A 24,149-nucleotide genomic window follows, 5' to 3' on the forward strand; every position below is an offset into this window, starting at 1 on the left:
GATTATTTAATAACAAGAACTTTCGTTTTTTATAAACGTTAAACAGGCTCTATAATAAAGTGGACTGATGAATCAATTCTGATTCGTCAGTCCACTTTTTCTTTTTGGGTATTAAAAAACATATCGTTCTCTAGTATGATTAAATCACCACAAAATAAACAACTGAGAGGACGATATGCTCTATGGAAAATTCTATCAAAAAAATGCTCCGATTAACAGATAAATATTTAACCATCCAAGATGTTTCTTACGAAACGTTCCATCAAACCAATACTTTAGTTATTGACGCAGTGTTAGCTCCTCCTACTTCTGCTTGTTTGACTTGTGGCTCTGCCGTGAGAGATTCGAAGGGGAAAACGGTCATTGTCAAAAATGGCAAGAAAATGACCTGCATTCGTTTCGATCAATTCAACCATTTACCGCTAATCATGCGGCTGAAGAAACAACGTTATCACTGTAGAAACTGCCATACCCATTGGACAGCCCAAAGCTATTTTGTTCGGCCAAATCATTCGATTGCCGAGCATGTAAAAATGAAAATCATTGCTTTACTCACCGAAAAGGTCTCCTTATCTTTTATCGCAAAGCATTGCCAGGTGTCTATTCCAACGGTGACGCGTATTTTGAAGTCGTTAAAAACCTATTTACCAAAACAAGCCAAGCGCCACCTGCCCAAAGTATTGATGGTCGATGAATTTCGTTCCCATGTATCCTCAGAAGATAAGATGAGTTTTATTTGTGCCGATGGGGAAACCGGGCAATTAGTTGATATCTTACCCACTCGAAAATTGTCTCGGTTGACCACTTATTTCCAGACATGTGTGAATCCATCTGACGTCGACTATTTAGTTACTGATATGAATGCGGCGTATTTTCAACTAACAAAAAAAGTATTTCCTCATGCCAAACTGGTCATTGATCGTTTTCATGTGATCAAACACATGAATCAAGCGTTCCAAGATTTTCGTGTCCGTGAAATGAAACGCCTGATTGCTTCGGGCAATCGGACAATGCCAAGGAAATTAAAAAGCCATTGGCGCTTACTCACCAAAAATCGGAAGAATATCAACCACACAGAATATAAAACTTGGCGTAGCTTTCGTGCCCCAAAGTATCCTTACCTGACAGAAGCCATGGTGCTTGACCGTTTATTAAGTGCTTCAACTGCCTTGAAAGTCGCCTATCAAGCGTTCCATGAACTAGCGGATGCCTTTCGTGACAAAGACCACGAGTCATTTTTCACTCTCTTGCATCAGTTACCAGAAACATTAGATAAAGAATTTCGGCTAAAACTACAAAATCTTCTGAGCTATGAAGAAGGGATTCGTCATTCTTTGATTTATCCTTACTCTAATGGGAAAATTGAAGCAAAAAACACCCACATCAAAACACTCAAACGAGTGTCTTATGGCTTTAAATCATTTGAGAACATGCGCATCCGAATCTTTTTGACGAATCAAGTCATTCACGTCAAATAACGAAGAAAATCCGGAGAAGAAGTGTTCACTTCTTCTTCCGGATTTCACTTGATTGCACTCATCAGTCCTTATTGACAAAGAGCCGTTAAACAGCTGATATATTAGTTATTTTAAATACAAAAAAGACCCGCCGTAAAACGGCGGGAAAGGAGTAAAAAATGAAAAAGTGTTATGGGTTGTTCCTTTGCAAGAACTTTGTTGGTTGGGATAGTTTTATCTTAGCGGTTATTTATGAATAAACTATGAATGAATTTCTAGGAAGTAGTAAAGTTTTGACGTATTTTTATTATTCGCTTCTTGCAATTTAAAATACTTAGTGCTACTATAATTAAGTACTTTTTCATATGGGCCGTTAGCTCAGTTGGTAGAGCAGCTGACTCTTAATCAGCGGGTCGCGGGTTCGAGCCCCTCACGGCCCATTGGGTGCCAAACCCACGTCACCAGTACACTCTTGGCTACTACGGTAGTTTGGAAAAGAGTGTGCGTGGTGGCATTTTTTTGTGCTCGGGCATACTCTTGATTTCCCTATAATTTGAATAAAAAAGAGCCTTCTTCCAATTAAATGGTTGAAGGCTCTTTCTCCAAAATCAAACAAACTGGTTTTCACGCTTGTAAGGCAATCATTTTTTTGATCGTATGGAGCACCGCATTTTCGTCATTTGATTTTGTTACAAATTGGGCAACTTCTTTGATTTGCTCAAAGGCATTGCTCATCGCAAAGCTGTAAGCTGCGCGTTCTAATAATTCGATATCATTTAGGCCGTCACCAAATGCCATCGTTTCTTCTGGTGTGACGTTTAGGATTTTTTGCAATTCTGCCACTGTTGTTCCTTTATGGACATTATGATTTGAGATGTCGATCCAAGCAGCTTCTGAAGCAACGATATAGGCTTGTTGTTTAAATTCTTCTAACTGTTTGACATGTTCAAAACATTTTTTTTGCGGATCAAACACGGTGATTTTTACAAAGTCTTCCGTTATTTCTTTTAGACTTTCAACCGTCTTGACCCTGGCATAGGAGCGACGAACCACTTTGGCTTCTTCTTCAGGTACGGTATTTTTGATGATTGCTGCACTTGGTGTGCAAGCGATGATCGTGTATTCATCAGAGATTTCCTCTAGTTTTTGAAGGATTTCAGTTCCGACTTTATTTGGTAATAAAGATTCGTAAACATATTCATCTTGGTGCTTGATTCGAGTAGCGCTATCGCCGAGAATCCATAAATCCTGGGAAAGCTCAGGTCCGAATAACTCTTCGACACGTTCACATTGTTTTCCTGTGCATGGTGCAAAAAATATCTGTTGTTCGTCCATAAGCGCTTTCACTTCTGTGTATAATTTTTTATCAAATTCCCCTTTACTATTTAAAAACGTGCCATCTAAGTCTGTTAAGATCAATTTAATCATATGTGATCCTCCTTAACGCTTTAATTAAGTTCCTTTATTAAGTTTATCAATTAATAAGATTACGTCAAGTATTAAATGAATAAAATACTCAAATATGCCTATTTTAGCTATAGATTTACATTTAGATGGGCATCCGATATACTTAATTAAATGTCTTAATAAAGGATAATGAATGATGACAACTAAAAAAAATCTAATACGGCAAACCAATTTAAATCGCGTACTTTCCTTGCTTTATCAACATCAAAAGCTATATTCATCCGAAATCGTTGAAGCAACAAAGATCAGTATGGTGACGATCAATTCTTTAGTGAAGGAGTTGGTGGATGATGGCTTTTTATTTGAACATCCTAACAAACCAAGAGAAATCGGGCGTCCGGCAACACAATATGAATTCAATTATGATAGAAAGCATTCATTGCTGTTTGTTTTTCGAGAAGAAAACAAACAATTATATGTAGATATTTTTACGATTGACTTAAAAGGTGAACGATTGGCAAAACAAACACGCCCTTTTTTTGATGTCTCTCCTTCTGCCTTTCAGTTGCTGATTGCTAATCATCTAAAGAGCGCATCAACGATTGCCTCTCTTGGATTTTCGATTCCTGCTAAAATTTCAGAGGGAATGATCACTTCTAGTTGGTATGAAAAAATGGATCATTGGCCGATTCATCAGTTGATTGAGGAAGTGACGGATCTTCCTTATCATATTCAAAATGATGCCCACCTTTTTACGATTGGTCATTGTCTTTTAAAACAACTGCCATTGTCTGAAACGATCGTTGGCATCTACTATCCACAAAATAGTATGCCGGGTGTCACATTGCTTGCCAAGTCCTCTTTGATCGAAGGCCATGACTCGCTTGCTGGCGAAGCGAAATATTTCCCGATGTTCTTAGATCAAGGAAGTCCTGAAACGCCTGGCGAACTAGCTGAAAATCTTTCTTCTTTGATTGCTACGTATAATGCGTTGATTGCCCCAGATAAATTCGTCTTGGCAATTGACCCAGATATCAAGCCTCTTGTAGAGGAATCTTTAGCACAAAACCTTTATTTAGCAAAACAACCTAATTCTCCTCTATTTATCTATCTGGATGATTTAGAGACCAGTATCGTTTTAGGTCTTCACTGGCTGATTTATCACCATACGCCTTTTGACCTTGCTTGCTATTGATAATTTTCATACAAAAAACGGCTTTTCCGAAACCAACGATGTGTTTCGAAAAAGCCGTTTATTATCGTGTACTTAGTTTTTCCAACTAGCAACTTTTTCTTGGTTCTTATCGATCCATTCTCTGGCTGCTTGTTGTGGGTCTTTGCCGTTGTTGATTTCCAACATGACTTCTTCCATATCTTTTTCTGTCCAGTTGAATTTATCCAACACAGCGTATGCTTCTGGTTGATCTTCTTTCAAGCCTTGGCGAACGATCGTGTGGATCTCTTCCGCATCTCCCATAGCATTCTTTGGATCTTCTAGATATTTCAAGTCATACTTCGCAAACATCCAGTGTGGTGTCCAACCAGTAAAGACGATTGGTTCTTGATTTTTGATTGCTTGGCCTAAAGCAACAGTCATCGCTCCTGAAGAAGAGGTCTCAACTGTCCAACCGTCCAGATTAGGGTATTGGGCAATCGTATTTTCTGCTGCATTCACGACACCTGCACCAGGTTCGATACCGGTGATTTTTTTGCCTGCTTCATCGGTTAGATCTGCAATCGAATTTACGTCCATGTATGCTGGAACAGCTAATCCGACTTTAGCGCCTTTCAAGTTTGCACCTAGATCATCAACTTGATCTTTGTATTGCTCATATTGAGAACCATGCGTTTTAGGTAGCCAAGCGGCAACCATCCCATCTGATTCTCCTTTTGCAACAGATTCCCACATGATCGAGTTATCTAAAGGCGTCACTTTTACATCATAGCCCATCTCTTTTAAGACTTCTGCTACGACATTCGTTGAAGCTACCTCTGTATCCCATTCCACGTAAGAAAGATTGATCGTGTTTGTGTCTTTTGTTGAAGAAGTAAAACTTCCGACACCGATCGCACCTAATAGTACAACCACGACTGCACCGATGATCAGTCCTTGACGCTTTTTATTTTTTTGTTTCGAAGTACTTGCTGCTTTTTGATCATTTGGTTGATTCAAATGTTGTGTAAAACGGTCAATGATGATGGCCAAGATAACTAATGCTACCCCATTGACGAAACCATTTCCGACTTGTGCACGTTGCAGAGCGGAAAGAACGCCGCGACCTAAACCAGGTGCTCCGATCATTGAAGCAATCACGACCATTGAAAGAGAAAGCATGGTTGTTTGGTTGATCCCTGCCATGATCGTTCCTTTTGCTAGAGGCAATTCAAGCTTCACTAACTTTTGCCAACTCGTACTACCAAATGAATCAGAAGCTTCGACTAACTCTCTTGGCACTTGGCGAATCCCTAAGTTTGTAAAACGAACAGTTGGTGGTAATGCAAAGATCACAGAAGCAAATACCCCTGGAACCATTCCGATTCCGAAGAAGGCAACTGCTGGGATCAAGTAGACAAAACCTGGCATTGTTTGCATAAAGTCAAGGATTGGTTTAATGATTCCTTGTGCTTTATCATTTTTCGCCATCAAAATACCCAGTGGCACACCAATGATGATCGAGATCACACTAGACAGTAAAACTAATGTGACGGTGTTCATCAAATCTGTCCATAGCCCTTGATTATAGATGAACCATAACCCAATCAAAGTAAATAATGTCAACCCAGGACGTTTTTTTGAAATAAAGAATGCTGCAACTGTCATTAAAAGAATAAATAGTGGTGCTGGTATCACTAATAAAAGATTCGTGATAGCTGTCATCACTGCTTGACCAATCGTTTGTAGGAATGAAAACAGTCCTGCGAACGTTGTGGTCAACCAATCAGTGATCGTTTCGACCCAGTCAGCGACGGGTACCTGATAGTTTAATAGATTATTCATGTTCGCTCACCTCACTTGTTTCTGCTAACGCTTCGATCACGCTACCTCGGATAACAACGCCTTTTAATTTACCGTTGTCAACCACAGCTAATGGTGTTGGCGAATCATAAATAATATTGAAGATATCACTAACAAGCATATCTTTGCCGATCACTGTAACATTTTCATCAAGGAAATCGATCAGTGGACGTTTTTGACGTCTTGCTTCTAATGCTTGATCTGCTGTAATGATCCCTTTTAAGTTGCGTTTCTTATCGACAGCCATCAACATGCTGACTTCTTCATTACGCATACGTGTCAACGCTACGTTTGGTCCATCTGATTCAATATTTGTTGTTAATGCTGGTACCATGATGTTTTGAGCTGTCAAGACTTTCGAACGGTCCACTTCTTCAACGAATTCTCTCACGTAATCATTGGCTGGATTTGTCAGTATTTCTTCTCCAGTACCGATTTGCATGATTTCGCCATCTTTCATCAACGCAATGCGATCCCCGATACGCAACGCTTCATTTAAATCATGTGTGATGAAGATAATCGTTTTTTGTACATTTGATTGTAGTTCTAACAATTCATCTTGCATTTCCCGACGAATCAACGGATCAAGTGCTGAAAAAGCTTCGTCCATCAAGAGGATCTCTGGATCATTTGCCAATGCACGGGCTAACCCCACACGTTGTTGCATCCCCCCAGATAATTGACTAGGGTATTGATCTTTAAAGGTTAGCAAACTTGAGTTTTCTAACGCTTTTTCTGCTTTTGCTTGACGTTCTTCTTTAGGAATACCACGAACTTCAAGACCGTATTCTGTATTTTCTAAAATCGTTCGATGAGGGAAGAGACCGAAGTTTTGGAAAACCATATTGATTTTGTGACGGCGAACTTCGCGCAGTTCTTCTTTACTCAATTTCGAGATGTCTTCTCCGTCAATCAAGATGTTTCCTGATGTCGGCTCGATCAAACGATTCAATAAACGGATCAAGGTTGATTTCCCACTCCCTGAAAGTCCCATAATTACGAATATCTCGCCTTCTTGTACATCAAAACTTGCTTCATAGACACCGACAGTGGCGCCAGTCTTTTGTAAAATCTCTGTTTTCGGTTGATGCTTTTTCATCATTTCCAAAGCAGCTTGTGTTCGTTTACCAAATATTTTCGTTAAGTTTTTGACTTCTACTTTTACCAAACAAATTCTCCTTTGTATGTAAATTCATTTTTCTTTCTGAAAAAAGTGACCACACTACGATAACACCATGTAGTCACTTTGTCAAAATTGAAGTATCTCCATTATTAATCAGCATACACAAAAAAATGGCCAATCCCTTATCACTATAGGGATTGACCAAAATTAGAATAAAATGAGAATTTTCTTATAGGCCCACTCACTGCCCATCTGGATAAAAAAAGTTTGTCATTCGTTGCAGCGTGTACTCGTTCCCAATAAAGTGGACGGTATCTCCTGCTGAGAATTTAGCATATGGACCAGGCGAGACTAATAGCTCTTGCTCATGGGAGATCGCAATAACTGTGGCACCAGTTGCTTGCCAAATATTCAATTCACTGATTGATTGATCTAAGTGAGCCGCTTCTTCTGTCAACGCAAGTTCAAAAGGAAGAAGTGGGTTCATCTTATGTATTCGCTTCGTTTGACTCACGAGTTGATCTAACAGTTGCGAAAAATGGTTCAATTCTTCTTGTTGTTTCTTCACACTTTCCATGATTTCTGCTTTCGTTTCTTGGATCGATTGCACATCTTGGTATTGCAACAAGAAATCCTTTGCTTTTTCTTTAGAAGCTACAAATGCACCACTCCCATGGCGCACTTCCATGATACCCAGATCGACCAGAACATTGATTGCTTTACGAGTCGTTTCCGGCGAAGCGTTATATGTGCTTGCTAAAGTTGATCTTGCATGGATCTTCTCACCGATCTGATAGCGATTTTCGACGATTCGTTCAGCTAAATCAACGGCGATCTGTTGATAACGTGGGCGCACCACCTTGGTTTTTTCGCTCATTTTATCCCCCTCTTTCACCTACTTGTCAGCTAACATCTTACTATGGTATCTGTAAAGAAGCAAAAGTAAACTGGTTTTATTTTTTTCTTCTATCGTAAAAAATCCTGTATTTATAGTTGATTCACCGAATGAGCTCATGCATATCACTCACGACAAAAATAAAGCAGCAGCTACGAAAATCCACAGATCTTCGTAGCTGCCGCTTTGTTCCTTATGCTAAAAACTAAGCTTAACTTGTAAATTTTTTTAAATAATCACTACTTATATCAAAATATCTGGTAGGAAATTCTGGGAAATAAAGATCACTTGCCCACTGCCAAGCTGCTGTATCCGTATGCAATGGATTTTTATCAGAAGGATCATATGGCCATTGCGCAACCCAACAGTTCTCTTTTCCGAGACGTGTCATATCTAGTTTATTTTCGGTAAACCAAGAAGCACTGGAATAGTGGACAACTTGTTGATAACCGCCTTGTTGGATCATTTTTTGGAAGATCAGCGCATTGTCTGTTGCTTTCTCCACATTCATTTTTGGATTTTCACTATCGTTGACAACAACAGTTGAGGCTGGCAGATGCAGTTCTTTCATATAATCCAATAAAAATTGTGCTTCGGCTTTGGTATCTGCTTCTTCATTGAACCAAGCATAATGATAGACACTCACTTTTAACCCTGCTGCAACTGCCGCAGCTATCTGTTCAGGAGCCAGCGGATTTTTGTACGAGTCTGCTTCAGTCAATTTCACGACTACACCTTTGATGCCGTAGTTTTTCATCGTTTGGAACTCTTCGACAGTAATCGGACCATTGTTAGAAGAAATATCAATAAAATCTTTGGCTGGTCTTCCCGGTTCTGCTGCTGATATGCCGGAGTCATCCGTCACAGTCCGCGTGCTTAGTTCTGGAAGTTGACTACTACCTAGTACATGTTGATTTTTTTCAGTGATCGTTGGCTTGATCGCAAGTGAAGTGGCATGTGCTGTTCCTCCGGTAAAAACCAATAAAGTAAAACAAATAACACCTATCCATTTGATCATTGTACCCATCTTGAATCGCTTCCTTTTATTGAATTTTCAAAGCATCAACAAGACGTCCTGTTGGCTCTATTTAACCAAAAACCTAGTGATAAAAAAACAAATAACATGACAATTTAATAATTTTTAATCATAACATCGTTATTAAAAAAATATCGCCCGTTACGGTTCATTCAAATGATGCTTTGACTACTATATATAGTATGTGCTTTTACGATTTCTACTATTTTTTTATTCTAAATTCCAAGTTGATCCTTTCAAACACTCTTCTACTATTTTGCCTTTTGTGAAATAATTTCTATAAAAAAATGTATAAACTTTTTGCTTTTTTAAGTTTTGACACTATTTATTCTGCTTGTTTTTACTGTCATCTTGCATATTTTTTTCATTTGTGATTTTTCGATCGAACATTCATTTATTAATAAGATATGGTTAAAAAAATATTTTTTAACGGAGTTTTCCACAAGCTTTTCTGTATTAATACAAGCTGATTTGCACGAGATACTTGTTTTCATTGTTTTTCAAAAACCACAAAACATAGTATTCCACAATATCCACAACACAAGATGTAGTGTTTGTTGATTGACTTTTTTACTAATAGATTTATACTATTGATTATAGAGAAAACACATGGACAAGGAGGCAAACAATAATGAACGTAAAAATCTTTTCTAAAAATAATTGTATGCAATGTAAAATGGTGAAACGCTTTTTAGCTGAAAATAAAATCGACTTTGAAGAAGTAAATATCGACGAGCAACCTGAAGCAATCTCATGGTTAAAAGACCAAGGATTCCAAAGTGTTCCGGTCATCACTTCTGACGCAGCAACTGTCATCGGCTTCAGACCAGACCAACTACGTCACTTAGCTAGCTAAGAATAATTCAAACAGTTGTCAAATAGATCGAGGATCAACTTGATCCTTCCACTACCTTGGATTTGATGGACTTACGGTGTTTGACCGTAACCTCCCCAAATCCTTTTTTACAGCAGTGAATATCACTATATGTTGTGGTCAAACACGTATCATCAAAATCATAAAGAAGGTTGGGCGTATGTATGAGTCTTAAAAATTTAAAAGATGTCAGCTACTTTAAGCTGAACAATGAAATCAATCGACCAGTCAACGGGCAAATCCCTTTAAATAAAGATAAAGAAGCTTTAGCTGCTTTTTTTGAAGAAAATGTCAAACCAAATACCATGACTTTTCCGACAGTGATCGACAAAATCAAGTATTTGATCGACAATCAGTATTTAGAAGCTGAATTTGTTCAATTATATAGTAGTGAATTTATTGAAAAACTTTATCAATTCCTATTCGAACAAAACTTTACATTCAAATCATTCATGGCGGCATATAAGTTTTATTCCCAATATGCCTTAAAAACAAATGATGGTTCTGCTTACTTAGAATCTTATGAAGATCGTGTAGCGTTCAACGCATTGTACTTTGCGAATGGTGATGAAGAACTAGCTTTGGCTTTAGCTGACGAAATGATCCATCAACGTTACCAACCGGCAACTCCTTCATTCTTGAATGCTGGACGTAAACGTCGTGGTGAATTGGTTTCTTGTTTCTTGACTCAAGTAACGGATGACATGAATTCGATTGGTCGCTCGATCAACTCAGCCTTACAACTTTCACGAATCGGTGGCGGTGTGGGGATCACTCTTTCGAACTTGCGTGAAGCCGGCGCTCCGATCAAAGGCTACGAAGGTGCAGCCAGCGGTGTTGTTCCAGTAATGAAGTTGTTTGAAGACAGCTTTAGTTACTCGAACCAACTAGGTCAACGTCAAGGTGCAGGTGTCGTTTACTTAAATGTCTTCCATCCTGATATCATGATGTTCCTTTCAGCTAAAAAAGAAAATGCGGACGAAAAAATCCGTGTAAAAACTTTATCTCTTGGCGTGATCGTCCCAGATAAATTTTATGAATTGACGCGTAAAAACCAAGAAATGTATCTATTCAGCCCATACAGTGTCGAAAAAGAATACGGCGTACCGTTTTCTTACGTGGATATCACTGCGGAATATGACAACTTAGTGGCAAACCCAAATATCCGCAAACAAAAAATCAAAGCGCGTGATCTAGAAAACGAGATCTCTAAATTACAACAAGAATCTGGTTATCCATATATCATCAATATCGATACAGCAAATCGTGAAAATCCTGTAGATGGTAAAATCATCATGAGTAACTTATGTTCTGAGATTTTACAAGTACAGACACCTTCTGTCATCAATGGCAAACAAGAATACGAAGAGTTGGGAACAGATATCTCATGTAACTTAGGTTCGACAAACATCGTCAACTTGATGGAAAGTCCTGACTTTGGTCGTTCTGTCCGCACGATGACTCGTGCTTTGACTTATATCACTGATGCTTCAGATATCGATGTCGTTCCTCCAATCCAAAACGGGAACAAGTTGAATCATACGATCGGACTTGGTGCAATGGGACTTCACACTTACTTTGCTAAAGAACAAATGGAGTATGGTTCTGAAGATTCGCTTGATTTCACGAATGTCTATTTCATGTTGTTGAATTACTGGACACTTGTTGAAAGTAACAATATCGCACGTGAAAGAAAACAAGTCTTCCATAACTTTGAAAAATCAGCTTACGCAGATGGTACGTATTTTGATAAATATGTGACTGGCGAATTCCAACCAAAATCGGAAAGAGTCGCTGCTTTGTTTGAAGGGATCTTTATTCCTACTGCGCAAGACTGGGAAAACTTGAAGCAAGCAATCATGAAAGATGGCTTGTATCACCAAAATCGTTTAGCGGTAGCGCCTAATGGTTCTATTTCTTATATCAATGATACGAGCGCAAGTATCCACCCAATCACTCGTATGATCGAAGAACGTCAAGAAAAGAAAATTGGTAAGATCTATTACCCAGCACCATATCTATCAAATGAAACGATCCCATATTATACTTCTGCATATGATATGGATATGCGTAAAGTGATCGATATCTATGCAACAGCACAAAAACATGTGGATCAAGGTATGAGTATGACGTTGTTTATGCGTTCAGAAATCCCAGAAGGTTTATATGAATGGAAAGACACGACAAAACAATCCACACGTGACCTGAATATTTTAAGACACTATGCTTTCCACAAAGGAATCAAATCGATTTATTATGTACGTACATTTACAGATGACGCAGAAGAAATCGGCAGCAATCAATGTGAAAGCTGTGTGATCTAATTTCACTTAGTGTTCGGAACCGTTACTGGATTTTAATAAAGGAGCATTCTCATGTCAGAAACTTATTATGCAGCGATAAACTGGAATGAAATTGAAGATATCATCGATAAATCGACTTGGGAGAAATTAACCGAGCAATTTTGGTTAGATACACGTATCCCTTTGTCAAATGACTTAGACGACTGGCGTACGCTTTCTCAATTAGAAAAAGATACAGTCGGTCACGTATTTGGTGGGCTGACTTTACTTGATACAGTCCAATCAGAAAGCGGTATGGATCAATTGCGCAAAGATGTCCGCACGCCTCATGAAGAAGCAGTATTGAACAATATCCAATTTATGGAGTCTGTCCATGCGAAAAGTTACTCTTCGATCTTTAGTACATTGAATACAAAAAAGGAAATCGAAGAAATCTTTGAATGGACAAATACGAATCCTTATCTACAGAAAAAAGCAGAGCGCATCAATGAGATCTATAAAAATGGTACGCCTTTGGAGAAAAAAATCGCGAGTGTCTTTTTAGAAACTTTCTTATTTTACTCAGGATTCTATACCCCACTTTATTATTTAGGGAATAATAAATTAGCCAACGTAGCAGAGATCATCAAGCTGATCATTCGTGATGAATCTGTCCATGGCACCTATATCGGGTACAAATTCCAATTAGGATATAACGAATTACCTGAGGAAGAACAAGAAACATTAAAAGATTGGATGTACAATCTTTTATATGAATTATACGAAAATGAAGAGCGCTATACGGAAGAACTGTATGACCCAATCGGTTGGACAGAAGAAGTGAAAACTTTCTTACGTTATAATGCGAACAAAGCATTGATGAATCTAGGAATGGACCCACTATTCCCTGATACAGCAAACGATGTCAACCCAATCGTTATGAACGGGATCTCTACTGGAACAAGTAACCATGATTTCTTCTCACAAGTCGGAAATGGCTACCTATTAGGTAATGTCGAAGCGATGAAAGATGAAGATTACTTGATTGGTTTAGACTAAACAAAAAAGAGCTTGGATATAAAATCCTCGCTCTTTTTTGTTTCTTTTTCTTTAACTGACAAACGTAGTTCTTCTTATTTATTATCCAAATAAAGATGTGCTGGGTAAGTCATATATTGAACAGGTGCCAATTGATCGATCGTGACATAACCTGCGGCAGAGTTGATCACCGTTGGTATGCGGTTGATCAACGTTGCACACGTATGTTTTGGTGTATCTGGTTTTGTTACTTCAAATTGCATGCTTGGTGTTCCTTCGATCGACCAAGTACATAGATCGCCTTCGCCTGCTTGATACACTTTTCCAGTACAACCGACTTCAACGATTGGTCCTTGGAGCGTTTCAACAGTCGCAACAGCAGACATCCCGATTGCTTCCCCTGCTTTAATCGTACGTTCCATTGTTTTCGATGGAATATCTTTATCTAAAACAATTGGGACATTCTTTTGAGAAATGCGTTTGATCGACCAATTCATTTTCGAACAGATTGCTTCTGCCGTCATCCAAGAATAAGAAGGTAAATCTGTTGCGTTCGCAATTTCTTTTGCAAATTTCTCTTGATCATAGCCTACCCCATGGGCTTCAGCTAACGCTTTACCATAGTGTTCGACATCATAACTAACTTCACCACTGATTTTTTGTACATCATTCATTCCAGCAGCCATCAACGCTGGGAACAATACCCAGTAAATATCTTGCATTCCTGTACCTGAAATTGTGACGTTGTTGGCTTTTGCGATTTTATCTAGATGGTTAGTTTCTGCAACAGAAGTCGTCCAAGGATACAAGGCTTCTTCGCTAATCGTTAAAACATTGACGCCATAGGTTAAAGGAATCTCTAAACTTGGCATGAAGTCTTTGATATAACTAGCAATCGTTACTAAAGCGACATCTGCATCACAATTTTGAAATACTTCGTGGGGATCGTTAGAGATTTTCACTCCTAAAGCTTGGTCATATCCTAAATATAGCCCTAGATCCTGACCGATTGCTTCGGGGCGATTGTCAACCGCTCCAACGATTTCAATTCCTTTTGCCATGGCATATTTGATAATTTCTTTCGACATTTTTCCACAGCCGACTTGTACCATACGAATCTTTTTGTGCATTTCATTTCCCTCACATTTCTTTAAAATCTTTAAATTAATTCACGAACATCAGCAACTGTTCGCTCAAACACTTCGCCTACTTCAAGGCAGGTCAATTTCCCGTCAAGTGTGCTGATACCCGGTATCAGTTCTGGATAGGTTTGGATCACGTCAGTCAGTGATTGAGAGGCTAATCCTTTGATATATCTCATCGTGACATTCGTCAAAGCAAGCGTAGATGTTTGTGGCACTAATCCTGGCATATTTGCTACAGAGTAATGGATCACGCCATGTTTGACGAAAGTTGGTTCTTCATGAGTGGTTGGATAGCTTGTTTCAAAACAGCCGCCCTGGTCAATTGCAATATCAACCAAGACTGTTCCTTCTTTCATCTGCTTCACTAATTGTTCTGTGATAAGATGTGGTGCTTTTTTACCTGGCAATAAAACTGAACCAATCACGATATCGCTCGTTAACGCCATTTTTTCAATATTCGCTGGGCTTGAATAGAGGGTTTTAACTTGTCCGTTGAACATTTCAGATAGTTCACGTAAGCGATCGACATTGATATCTAAGATCGTCACATCTGCCCCTAATCCGTGCAAGTAATGCGCCGCACTCACACCAGCGATCCCACCGCCTAAAATGGCTGCTTGAATCGGTGAAACGCCGGTTACACCTGAAATCAATTTCCCACTTTGCTTCGCTAATATCTCAGCACCTAATAGACCACCTAAACGACCAGCGACTTCACTCATTGGTGCGAGTAATGGGAATGCTCCGTTTTTCGTTACCATTTCATACGCAATCGCGGTTGTCCCAGACTTGATCAATGCTTCAGTCAATTCAAGATTTGCGGCTAGATGCAAGTACGTAAATAAAATCAAATCTTTTCTAAAGTATTGAAATTCTGATGTTAATGGTTCTTTGACCTTGACGACGATTTCTGCCGACCAGACTGTTTGTGGATTCGCTTTGATTTGAGCGCCAGCTTCGCGGTATTGTTCATCTGTAAAGCCTGAGCCTTCCCCTGCACGTTCTTCCACATAAACGATATGACCTGCTGTTACTAACTCTTTGACTCCTGCAGGTGTTAAACCTACACGTTTCTCTGAATTTTTGATTTCTTTTGGTACGCCAATGATTGTCATATTGATCCTCCTTTAAATTATTGTTGCTTTTGCCACTCCTCAAATCCCATATGGATCGCATCAAATAGTTGATCTGCGTTTTCTTTTGAAAATGTCAACGATGGTGAAATGATAATCGTTTGTAATTCATCACGTAGCAAGACACCTGCATTAATAGCATAATCAGCAACGGCTTGTACATTCTTTGATGTTTGTTCCACATCATATTTCCCTGTATTCTCAAAATCGATGGCGATCATCAAGCCTTTTCCACGCACATCACTGATACAGTCGTATGTTCCTTCAAGTCCTTTTAGACGTTCCAATAAATAAGCACCAACTTCACGCGCATTCATAACTAAATTTTCTTCTTCAACGATCCGTAAAGCTTCTAATGCAGCCACGCAGCCTAGTGGATGTCCACCATACGTATGACCATGGATGATAACATTTGCTCCGTTAGTTGCTGATTCGATGCCTTCAACGATTCGCTTGTTGAACACAGCCGCTCCTAATGGGACATAACCGGAAGACAAGCCTTTTGCTAAAATCATGGCATCTGGCTTGATACCCCAGCCGCGACTTCCGAATAGATGACCCGAACGGCCAAATCCTGTCACCACTTCATCTGCAATCAATAAAATATCATGGTTGTCACAGACCTCACGTAAAGCTGGCCAGTAAGAACTTGGTGGAACGATGATGCCTCCAGCACCTTGGATCGGTTCAGCAATAAATGCAGCAATATTATCTGCGCCAACTTGCTCGATCGTATCAACTAATTCAGCGATACATAATTTTGTCAATTCTTCTGGATCTTGGCAATTCCATTTGTTTTTCTTCAAATGCGGGGAAGAAACACGTACACAATCTTGTAGACCAGGACCGATAAATTCCCGGTAGATCGGGTTGCCTCCTACCGATGTTCCACCATAATGCATCCCATGATAGGCTTTTTCCAAGGAAAGAAAGACTTTCTTATTTGGTTTACCCACCGCTTGCCAGTATTGTCTTGTGATTTTCAAAGCAGTATCTACTGAATCACTTCCTCCAGAAGTAAAGAATACTTTCGCCATCTCTTCTTCTTGCGTCATTTGGATGATTTTTTCTGCCAAGTCATATGCCTTTGGATGGGCAATATTCGTAAACAATTGATAATAAGATAATTTTTCCATTTGCTCAGAAATCGCTCGGTTCATTTCAGGGCGATTATGACCAACGTTCATACACCATAATCCACCAACGCCATCAAGTAATTTTCTTCCCGTATCATCATAGATAAAATTTCCGTCTCCACGTTCGATAACGATCGTTTCCTCTTCACTTGCTCTTGTATCAGTCATAGGATGCCAAAAATACTTTTTCTTTCGATTGTTCATAATAATCTCTCCTTTTTAGTCTTTCATGTTTACAAGTTAAGACTAAAGGGTAGAACAACTCTAAGGTCAATCTTTTTTTGATATTTTTTTAAAAACGTTTACATTCAAAAGAAGAAAAAAAAGTACTTATATAGAAGAAAAAATACTTTTGTAATTTTATTTATAAATCGTATTGACCTTAGAACCATTCTACCCTCTAGCATGTGGTTGAGGGGGATTGGTAAACATGCACAGCCATTGTAAATAAACTAATTAAAACATTCACAAAATCGAGGAGGAAAAATTAAATGTCACTATCAGAAACATTAAGCAATGTCATTAACATGGAAATCATCAGTGCGATCACTTCCACACTGTTTATCATATTACTAGGGTATTTTTTAAGAAAGCGTGAGGTTTTCTCATCAGATGTCGGGAAGACCTTATCGAAAGTTGTCTTAACTGTCGCTATCCCTGCACTAGCTTTCAATTCGTTTATGCAGGATTTAAATGATGAAGTATTGAATCAAGGAATCAACATTTTGATACTTGGGATATTAGTCCACGTTTTCTTGATTTTTCTAAGTAAATTCTTCTTTTTCAGATATGCACCAAATAAAGAAGATACGTTGCGCGTACTCTCTATTTTCGGATCGACAACGTTTTTCGGGATTCCTGTCGTTGGCGCTGTCTTTGGTGCAGAAGGAATTTTATATGCATCGATATTTAATATCGGCTACCGCATCTTCTTATACTCTTATGCTTATCTAAAAATGAGCGGATTGAAGATGGCACGCAAGAATATTCGAGAAATGATTTTGAATCCCATCGTGTTGGCTACTTTTATCGGGTTATTTATTTGGCTCTTCCAAGATAGCTTACCACAGATTGCTCAGTCTAGCTCTGAATCTGTTGCCTTTTTAAGAATAGATCAGACGTTACCGTGGTTATTTAAACCTTTGACGTTCCTTTCTAGTCTAGCTTCTCCACTTGCTTGGTTGGCAATCGGGATCACATTAGGCGATCTGCCATTCGGAAAAACCCTCAGCAGTCAAACCTCTTGGTACTATTCATTCATCAAAGTCGTTGTTTTCCCACTTGTGATTTTACTTTCACTCTTATTGCTCAACGCAATGAATATTTTACCGGTAAATTCGGTTGGTTTGAGTACGATGATCATTATGATGGCTACACCTGCCGCAACAGTTGCAGTCGCTTATGCGATCAACTTTGAGAAAGAAGCTGTTCTTGCTTCAAATGCCTCGTTGCTTTCGACACTCTTCTCAATCGTCTTGATCCCCATCTGGATCATTGTCTTAAACTTGATTGGAAATTAAAGCACATTATATAATTAATTGAACGAAAGGAAATTTTACTATGAAAAATTTAAACGTTGTATGTTATGGTGTTCGCCCTGCTGAAAGATCTCTCTTTCAGCAGTTGAACGTTCACGGATTCAACTTGAAACTAGTAGAAGATTTATTAAATGAGACAAACTACACCGAAGCAAAAGGCATGGATGCCGTCATCGTTCGAGGAAACTGTTTAGCAAATCGCATAAATATCGAACGCTTTGCCCAATTTGGCATCAAGTTCTTACTCACACGTACAGTTGGGACAAATCACGTGGATGTAATAGCAGCGAAAGAACACGGTATGCAAGTAGCATATGTGCCATTCTATTCACCAAACGCAATTGCTGAATTATCTGTTACTTTAGCGATGATGCTTTTACGCAGAACGACCCACACTACCAATAAAACAGCTTCTTATAATTTTACGATCGATCGCTTTATGTTCAGTAAAGAAGTCCGAAATTGTACAGTTGGGATCATTGGTGTTGGCAACATCGGTTTAACAGAAGCAAAACTTTTTAAAGGTTTAGGCGCAACGGTGATCGGCAACGACCTGTATCCAAGTGAAGAAGCAAAAGCATTCATCGAATTTAAGTCGCTTGATGAATTACTGGCAGAAAGTGATATCGTCAGTATCCATATCCCTTACATCCCCGGTAAAAATGAACGCTTCATTAATAAGCAGTTCATCGACAAAATGAAGGATGATGCGATTTTGATCAATACTGCTAGAGGGGAATTACAGGATAATCAAGCAATTCTTGATGCGTTGACGAGCAAAAAATTATCTGGATTTGGCACAGATGTCTTGCCTAATGAAGCGCTGATTTTCAACAAAAATTTTGATGAAGATCCATTATTGATTGATGCAACAGCTAAGGCGCTGATCGATATGTATCCGCGAGTGATCGTTACACCACATATCGGTTCTAATACTGATGAAGCAGTATCTAATATGGTCGAAACAAGTTTTGACAACCTTTATAAAATGTTCAATCAATTAGACTGTGCCAACACACTGTCCGTTTAGACTGGAATGTCTATAGCAAAGAACTAGCTACCCTGAAGTTCTGTAAGAATTATCCAGCTCGGATAAATAAGCGTGAAAACCAAAAATCATTCAAATTTTTGGGCTTTCGCGCTTATTTTTGGAGGTATGAGCTAACTAATGTCATCACCTCTTTTCTTTATCGATGTGTGAGAGAATAAAGCAAGATCCCCAAAAATTTGAAGAACGATTTCTGGGGATCCTGCCTTATTATTCAAAGTTAAACATTTTTGTCAATCTCAATTGATTTTTTTACTCTGTTTTTTCTCCTTTTGCTGTCAATGCAATGGAGTCATACATATGAGTAGTTGGTTCATTGATCAAAGTTGCCAGGTATTTTCCTACAGTTTTGCGACTAATTTCACCAATAAAGCTCATGCCATTGCGATTCTCGATGCGAATATCTTCAATGATCTCTTTATCGGTTAGCCAATTGGGGCGGATAATGGTAAAATCTAGATTGCTGTTCTCAAGCAGATCTGCTGCAATACGTTGATCACCTAGGTAAGTGTCGGGATCGCGATAATCACCTAACTCTGAAATAGCTTCTTCATCATTGAAGTCAACTTCACCGTAAATCCCAAGTGTTGCCATCCAATACACACGTTTGATCTTATTCTGATTCATCGCTTCGATCACATTTTTAGCTAAAGGCACCATATTATATGGGCCCAAACAAGAATAGACGATATCAATGCCTTTCATTGCATGGACTAAATCTTCTAGATTCATCGCATCACCAATGATGCTTCTCTCTTTATCAAATACTTTATCCGGATTTCTCAAGAATAAAGTCAAGTTCACATTCGGATCATTTTTTAAAAACTCATAGCTATATTTAGCAATTGGTGCCGATGCACCAAGAATCAATACGTTCTTTTTCAATTTATTCCACCTCTAATTTAATTTTTTAACTTGTACAACGGTCCTCCTTTGGTAAGATGAGTTAAGTGTAAGGCTTAGAACGACTCTAACCGCAAGTATTTATTCGAATTTTTTATTATAATGAGTATTATTCTCAAAAAAGCAGTTATTCCAGAAAGGATTTTATCTATATGAAAAATACGCAAAAAATCAAAAAACTATTGACCGCCTCCACCATCGCTGGGACGATTTATGGTCTCTTGGCGCTACTCACCGGTTTGATGGTCAATTACAACGTCCTCTTGCTTGATGGGGTCTACACGATGGTCGGTGCATTGATGTCCCTGATTGCTTTATATATTGCTAAGTTTATCCAGACACAAGATTTTGAACGCTTTCCTTTTGGTAAGGAATCTCTGATGCCTTTAGTTGTTTTTATCCAATACAGTGTCATCTTATTGATTTCTTCCTATGGTCTGATTGAGTCTTTTTTCAGTTTGATTTATGCAGACACTTACGTTGATCTATCGATCGGCTTGCCCTTTTCCTTATTTGGGATGTTCTTTAGTTTTGCTTTTTATGTTTATTTGAAAAAAAATCCAATCAACCATTCCTTTTATAAAGTGGAATTGGAACAATGGCGCTTCGGGTTTCTGTTTAGTTTAGGGGTAGTGGTTTCCATCATTGTCTCCGGACTACTCGCAAAAACATCTTATATTGCAATCGCACAACTGATCGACCCTGTGATCTCCATTGGCATTACCATTTTTTATATTTATCTTTCAGTCACTGAAATCAAAAATGCAACATTAGAGCTTACTTATGCACCGCCGAAGTATGAGTTACGCGAAAAAATACTAGTATTAGTTGATAAGATATTGAAAGACATTCAGATTGAAACGTCAGTTTTACGAATCGCAAAAGTAGGCGATCAAGTCATTCTTGAATTGGATATCGTGATTTTACCCGATAGTGCGATGGACAGTATCCGTGCGCAAGATCGTCTACGAGAAGAACTCAATCAGAAAGTAACAGAAGGGTTTTCTGAGTATTCTTTATGGCTGAATATCAACTTTATCGGTGACCTCAAGTGGGCTTAAAATAAGAACTTCTTTACAAAAAAACAGAAACTCCTCCAATCAGAAAAAGATTGGGGAGTTTCTGTTTTTTATTGATCTTACATTTCATTATCTCTATTTTTTCGACATCCCTAACCTAAAAGAATATTTTTTTGACTACCATAGGCTATGCCCTAGTGAATTAGCTCGTATCCGCATGCAAACGTATGTATGAGACTTGTTACTCTATTTCTTGTATTATTGCTTTAAAATCCTACATTCTTCTCGCCCAATACACATAAATTAATTTATGATTCACATTGTTTTAAAATCGTATTTAGAAGAATACCCTACTAAATGTCGGTCAATCTCTTTTTTCAATTCGGTAACAATATCTTCTTCACTCGCCATAGATAAAAATTCTAGCCACTTAGTCACCTCTGCCGATTTTTGTTCACAGATAGATTTTCTAACCATAATGATTCCAAGGTAATCATATCTTTTCGCATTTTCAGCAAAACTATGTGCATAATCTAGTATATTTTTGCATTCAGTATACATCGCGTTCTCTAAAAATATTGTTGAAAAATTAGTTAATATTGACAAACGTAGAATTGATATTTCCTTTAATGTATTATACTTCTCCAAACTTCGTAGCATTTTTGGAACAATAGCTTTGATTGTTTCTAAAGGTAAAAAGTAAAAAATAAAATTGATGGTTCTCATATCATCGTATGTCCAAGTGTCAATCAAAGAAATCCTATCCCACACAATAGTCGCCAATTTGACACTTATATCTGAAACGTTTAACTTATTTATTTCATTTAGTTCTATAAAAATATGTAAAATATGGTTTATCTCATTAATTTTATAATCATTATTATTTTTTAAATATAGTTCACATCGCTTAATTAGCGTATCTATCTTACTTCGCTGTGCATTGGATACTAAAGAATAAAAATCAACTAATATAGCTTGTCTTTCACTATTATTATATTCATTACAAATATATTCAAATTCATCAAACGATACATTGACTTGTTCTAATAGATACTGCATTGTATCGAATGACGGTACTCTATTCTTGCTCTCAAACTTAGAAAGGGTTGAACGTTCTAGATTTCCATTGCATATATTATTTTGAGAAATACCTTTAGATTTTCTGATCATTCTATATACATTTCCATAATTCCAAATCATAATTTTCTTCTCACTTTCTCTGAATTTTCTAACTATGTGACTTTGAGCCACATGATAAATTATATCATTTTTTTTATATATTATATATTTGTAGAGAAAAGGGAAAGGAGAATGATATGAGATATAGTATAAATTTAATCTTGGGTCTCATACTTTGGATGGTTGGAAGTTAAATAAGCTTAAAATTTCAGGAGAAGTGTTGGGAGTGATTTGTATAGGTTGATTACGTTGAGATAGTAAAAGTAAAAATTTTAAATTATGTGACCTAAACGATTTTGAAAGGAAGAAAAAAATCATAGAAAGGTGGATAACCCACATGGTAAAGAAAAAAATTAAAACAAAATTATTAACAGGTATGGTATCGATTATAACTTTAGGATCATTTTTTTTGCCAGTTGTAGTAGAAATTGCTAATGCTTCAGAAATTACTACTTCGACATTTCAGAGTACCAATAGTACCCAGGCTACAATTGACGATTACTTTTCCAAAAATCCAGTTAATGTTCCTGGGATGAGTTCAAATGAGGCAACTAAAATTGTTGAAAGCATGGTAACTTTGTCCGAAACAGCAAAAGGTGTAAGTGATAAGGAAAAATCTAATATCACTAATGCGTTTAAAGATGATTTAAGAAATACATTTTCATTACACACAGACGAATTTGCGATGGATTTTACTAATGTATCTGTTTTTCAAGTTTCTGGTGAAACTGGAACAGAAGATTACTATACGATCACTGTTCCAGTAGTTGACAGTAATCTCAATTTCTTTAGTAATGTCACTGCGGTGTACGATATGAATAAACATTTAAAAGGTTATCAAGAAACTCTTATTTCTAAATCAGTAAAAGATACCTTTGAAATCAATTCGTATTCTAATGGAACTCAAACGAATCATCAAATTCTTGAAGAAAAGTTTGTTCCCAATGAAGAGTTACAGCAACAACTTCAAGATGTACAAAAAGAAGCAAGTCAATTACAGCAAACAAGAGGTTTAGCAGAGAAAGTTGCTTGTCTAGTAATCGTTTTAAATATTAGTCGCACAATCGCAAATATTCTTGCTCCCGTCTGTGCAGCTGCTTGTTTATCAGTAGTTCCAGTATGCGTTGCTTGTGTAACAGGTTTTGTTGCTTTAGGTGGCGCATCAATTACAGGCGTTATCGGCTGTTTTAAATTATAAAAAAATTTATTTTTAATCGAGGGCTTATAAAATGAAAGGTATTGTAAACAAGAAATTTACTATCTACTCAATCATGAGCATCCTTTTAATAATCATTGGGTTCTTCTTTTATTCAAAGCTATTAGAACCCAAAAATGAACTAACTCTAATTAGTAATTCTCAATTGCAGGTAATGGTAGACGAGAAGGAGGATGCGATTATCTATTTTGGTAGACCTACTTGTCCTCAGTGTCAGGAATTTGAACCTTTATTAAGAGAAACACTAGCAAAAAATAAAACCTCTATTTATTATTACAATACTGATGAAGCGCGAAAAGACAACTCAGATAAACTAAGTAATTTTTCATCTAAGTTAGACGTGGATACAGTCCCAACAGTCATTAAACTTTCAAAAGGAAAGACCATAGATAAAATAGTAGGTGTAAAGACTATAGATGCTATATATGAATTTATTATAAAGTAAGTAGGTGGACATTTGGCACACGATAAAAATTGGACTAAAAATGAAATGTTTTTAGCACTATTAAAACTATCAATTATTATAAATATTGTCGGAAATTTAGTTACTAATATAAAAGATAGTGGCGGATTACTTTATATTAATCTATTATTCGGTGTCTGCTTTCTACATATTCTTAGATATTACAATTTGAAAGTTATAGAAAAGTATTTTTATATAACTTTGGAAATATTATTTTCACTAATATCAATATTTTACGTTA

At 37.6% G+C, this 24,149-nt stretch carries 20 protein-coding genes and 1 tRNA gene; 11 read left to right on the forward strand and 10 right to left on the reverse strand.

Annotated elements, in window-relative coordinates; all coding sequences use genetic code 11:
* Nucleotides 1-182 precede the first annotated feature (182 nt).
* Nucleotides 183-1,478 (forward strand): ISL3 family transposase, encoded by a 1,296-nt coding sequence (locus DOK79_RS03205; protein ID WP_206859623.1) that lies wholly within the window; start codon nt 183-185, stop codon nt 1,476-1,478.
* Nucleotides 1,479-1,824: 346 nt separating this feature from the next.
* Nucleotides 1,825-1,897 (forward strand) — tRNA-Lys (locus tag DOK79_RS03210).
* 184 nt (nt 1,898-2,081) lie between these two features.
* On the opposite strand, the gene DOK79_RS03215 is transcribed toward DOK79_RS03210, so the two are convergent.
* On the reverse strand, nt 2,082-2,885 hold the full coding sequence (locus DOK79_RS03215) for a Cof-type HAD-IIB family hydrolase (protein WP_206856452.1): 804 nt from the start codon (nt 2,883-2,885) through the stop codon (nt 2,082-2,084).
* Nucleotides 2,886-3,060: 175 nt separating this feature from the next.
* Here DOK79_RS03215 and DOK79_RS03220 point away from each other — a divergent pair, with 175 nt between their 5' ends.
* Nucleotides 3,061-4,059 (forward strand): ROK family transcriptional regulator, encoded by a 999-nt coding sequence (locus DOK79_RS03220; RefSeq protein WP_206856454.1) that lies wholly within the window; start codon nt 3,061-3,063, stop codon nt 4,057-4,059.
* Between the two features lie 72 nt (nt 4,060-4,131).
* On the opposite strand, the gene DOK79_RS03225 is transcribed toward DOK79_RS03220, so the two are convergent.
* From DOK79_RS03225 to DOK79_RS03240, 4 genes are all read right to left on the reverse strand, one after another.
* On the reverse strand, nt 4,132-5,862 hold the full coding sequence (locus DOK79_RS03225; protein WP_206856457.1) for an ABC transporter permease/substrate binding protein: 1,731 nt from the start codon (nt 5,860-5,862) through the stop codon (nt 4,132-4,134).
* Entirely contained in the window at nt 5,855-7,048 is a 1,194-nt protein-coding gene (locus DOK79_RS03230) for a quaternary amine ABC transporter ATP-binding protein (protein ID WP_206856460.1), read from the reverse strand. Before DOK79_RS03230 ends, DOK79_RS03225 begins: the two co-directional genes overlap by 8 nt.
* A gap of 196 nt (nt 7,049-7,244) precedes the next feature.
* On the reverse strand, nt 7,245-7,880 hold the full coding sequence (locus DOK79_RS03235) for a GntR family transcriptional regulator (RefSeq protein WP_206856463.1): 636 nt from the start codon (nt 7,878-7,880) through the stop codon (nt 7,245-7,247).
* A 229-nt stretch (nt 7,881-8,109) separates the two neighbouring features.
* Nucleotides 8,110-8,925 carry a GH25 family lysozyme gene (locus DOK79_RS03240; RefSeq protein WP_206856467.1) on the reverse strand — a complete coding sequence of 272 codons (816 nt, stop codon included), beginning with the start codon at nt 8,923-8,925 and terminating at the stop codon, nt 8,110-8,112.
* Between the two features lie 640 nt (nt 8,926-9,565).
* Between DOK79_RS03240 and nrdH the strand changes: the two genes are divergently transcribed.
* The 3 genes from nrdH to nrdF all read left to right on the forward strand — a co-directional run bounded on the left by nrdH (nt 9,566) and on the right by nrdF (nt 13,149).
* On the forward strand, nt 9,566-9,790 hold the full coding sequence (gene nrdH / locus DOK79_RS03245; RefSeq protein WP_010734318.1) for a glutaredoxin-like protein NrdH: 225 nt from the start codon (nt 9,566-9,568) through the stop codon (nt 9,788-9,790).
* A 182-nt stretch (nt 9,791-9,972) separates the two neighbouring features.
* Nucleotides 9,973-12,132 (forward strand): class 1b ribonucleoside-diphosphate reductase subunit alpha, encoded by a 2,160-nt coding sequence (gene nrdE / locus DOK79_RS03250; RefSeq protein ID WP_206856469.1) that lies wholly within the window; start codon nt 9,973-9,975, stop codon nt 12,130-12,132.
* Between the two features lie 51 nt (nt 12,133-12,183).
* Complete coding sequence (gene nrdF, locus DOK79_RS03255; RefSeq protein ID WP_010734316.1) at nt 12,184-13,149, forward strand: class 1b ribonucleoside-diphosphate reductase subunit beta; 966 nt, start codon at nt 12,184-12,186, stop codon at nt 13,147-13,149.
* A 74-nt stretch (nt 13,150-13,223) separates the two neighbouring features.
* On the opposite strand, the gene DOK79_RS03260 is transcribed toward nrdF, so the two are convergent.
* The 3 genes from DOK79_RS03260 to DOK79_RS03270 are packed head-to-tail and all read right to left on the reverse strand — an operon-like array spanning nt 13,224 to nt 16,746.
* On the reverse strand, nt 13,224-14,258 hold the full coding sequence (locus DOK79_RS03260) for a dihydrodipicolinate reductase (RefSeq protein WP_206856471.1): 1,035 nt from the start codon (nt 14,256-14,258) through the stop codon (nt 13,224-13,226).
* Nucleotides 14,259-14,287: 29 nt separating this feature from the next.
* A complete protein-coding gene (gene ald, locus DOK79_RS03265; protein ID WP_206856473.1) occupies nt 14,288-15,388 on the reverse strand; it encodes an alanine dehydrogenase in 1,101 nt (366 codons plus the stop codon).
* 17 nt (nt 15,389-15,405) lie between these two features.
* Nucleotides 15,406-16,746, reverse strand: coding sequence for an aminotransferase class III-fold pyridoxal phosphate-dependent enzyme (locus tag DOK79_RS03270; RefSeq protein WP_206856475.1), 1,341 nt, complete (start codon nt 16,744-16,746; stop codon nt 15,406-15,408).
* 287 nt (nt 16,747-17,033) lie between these two features.
* On the opposite strand from DOK79_RS03270, the gene DOK79_RS03275 reads away from it, so the two are divergent.
* Together DOK79_RS03275 and DOK79_RS03280 are read left to right on the forward strand one after the other, a co-directional pair.
* On the forward strand, nt 17,034-18,062 hold the full coding sequence (locus DOK79_RS03275) for an AEC family transporter (protein WP_206856477.1): 1,029 nt from the start codon (nt 17,034-17,036) through the stop codon (nt 18,060-18,062).
* A 40-nt stretch (nt 18,063-18,102) separates the two neighbouring features.
* Nucleotides 18,103-19,110 carry an NAD(P)-dependent oxidoreductase gene (locus DOK79_RS03280; RefSeq protein WP_206856479.1) on the forward strand — a complete coding sequence of 336 codons (1,008 nt, stop codon included), beginning with the start codon at nt 18,103-18,105 and terminating at the stop codon, nt 19,108-19,110.
* Nucleotides 19,111-19,380: 270 nt separating this feature from the next.
* On the opposite strand, the gene DOK79_RS03285 is transcribed toward DOK79_RS03280, so the two are convergent.
* Complete coding sequence (locus DOK79_RS03285; RefSeq protein ID WP_206856481.1) at nt 19,381-20,013, reverse strand: NAD(P)H-binding protein; 633 nt, start codon at nt 20,011-20,013, stop codon at nt 19,381-19,383.
* A 170-nt stretch (nt 20,014-20,183) separates the two neighbouring features.
* On the opposite strand from DOK79_RS03285, the gene DOK79_RS03290 reads away from it, so the two are divergent.
* Nucleotides 20,184-21,092, forward strand: a complete 909-nt coding sequence (locus DOK79_RS03290; RefSeq protein WP_206856484.1) for a cation transporter — start codon at nt 20,184-20,186, stop codon at nt 21,090-21,092.
* 273 nt (nt 21,093-21,365) lie between these two features.
* On the opposite strand, the gene DOK79_RS03295 is transcribed toward DOK79_RS03290, so the two are convergent.
* Nucleotides 21,366-22,250, reverse strand: coding sequence for a helix-turn-helix domain-containing protein (locus DOK79_RS03295; RefSeq protein WP_206856486.1), 885 nt, complete (start codon nt 22,248-22,250; stop codon nt 21,366-21,368).
* Between the two features lie 316 nt (nt 22,251-22,566).
* On the opposite strand from DOK79_RS03295, the gene DOK79_RS03300 reads away from it, so the two are divergent.
* Together DOK79_RS03300 and DOK79_RS03305 are read left to right on the forward strand one after the other, a co-directional pair.
* The gene (locus tag DOK79_RS03300; protein ID WP_206856488.1) at nt 22,567-23,427 is read left to right on the forward strand and encodes a hypothetical protein; all 861 of its coding nucleotides are present in this window, start codon (nt 22,567-22,569) and stop codon (nt 23,425-23,427) included.
* Between the two features lie 31 nt (nt 23,428-23,458).
* Nucleotides 23,459-23,890 (forward strand): thioredoxin family protein, encoded by a 432-nt coding sequence (locus DOK79_RS03305; protein WP_206856490.1) that lies wholly within the window; start codon nt 23,459-23,461, stop codon nt 23,888-23,890.
* The last annotated feature ends 259 nt before the right edge of the window (nt 23,891-24,149 follow it).

Source organism: Enterococcus sp. DIV1094, assembly GCF_017316305.2.
GTDB lineage: Bacteria > Bacillota > Bacilli > Lactobacillales > Enterococcaceae > Enterococcus_B > Enterococcus_B mangumiae.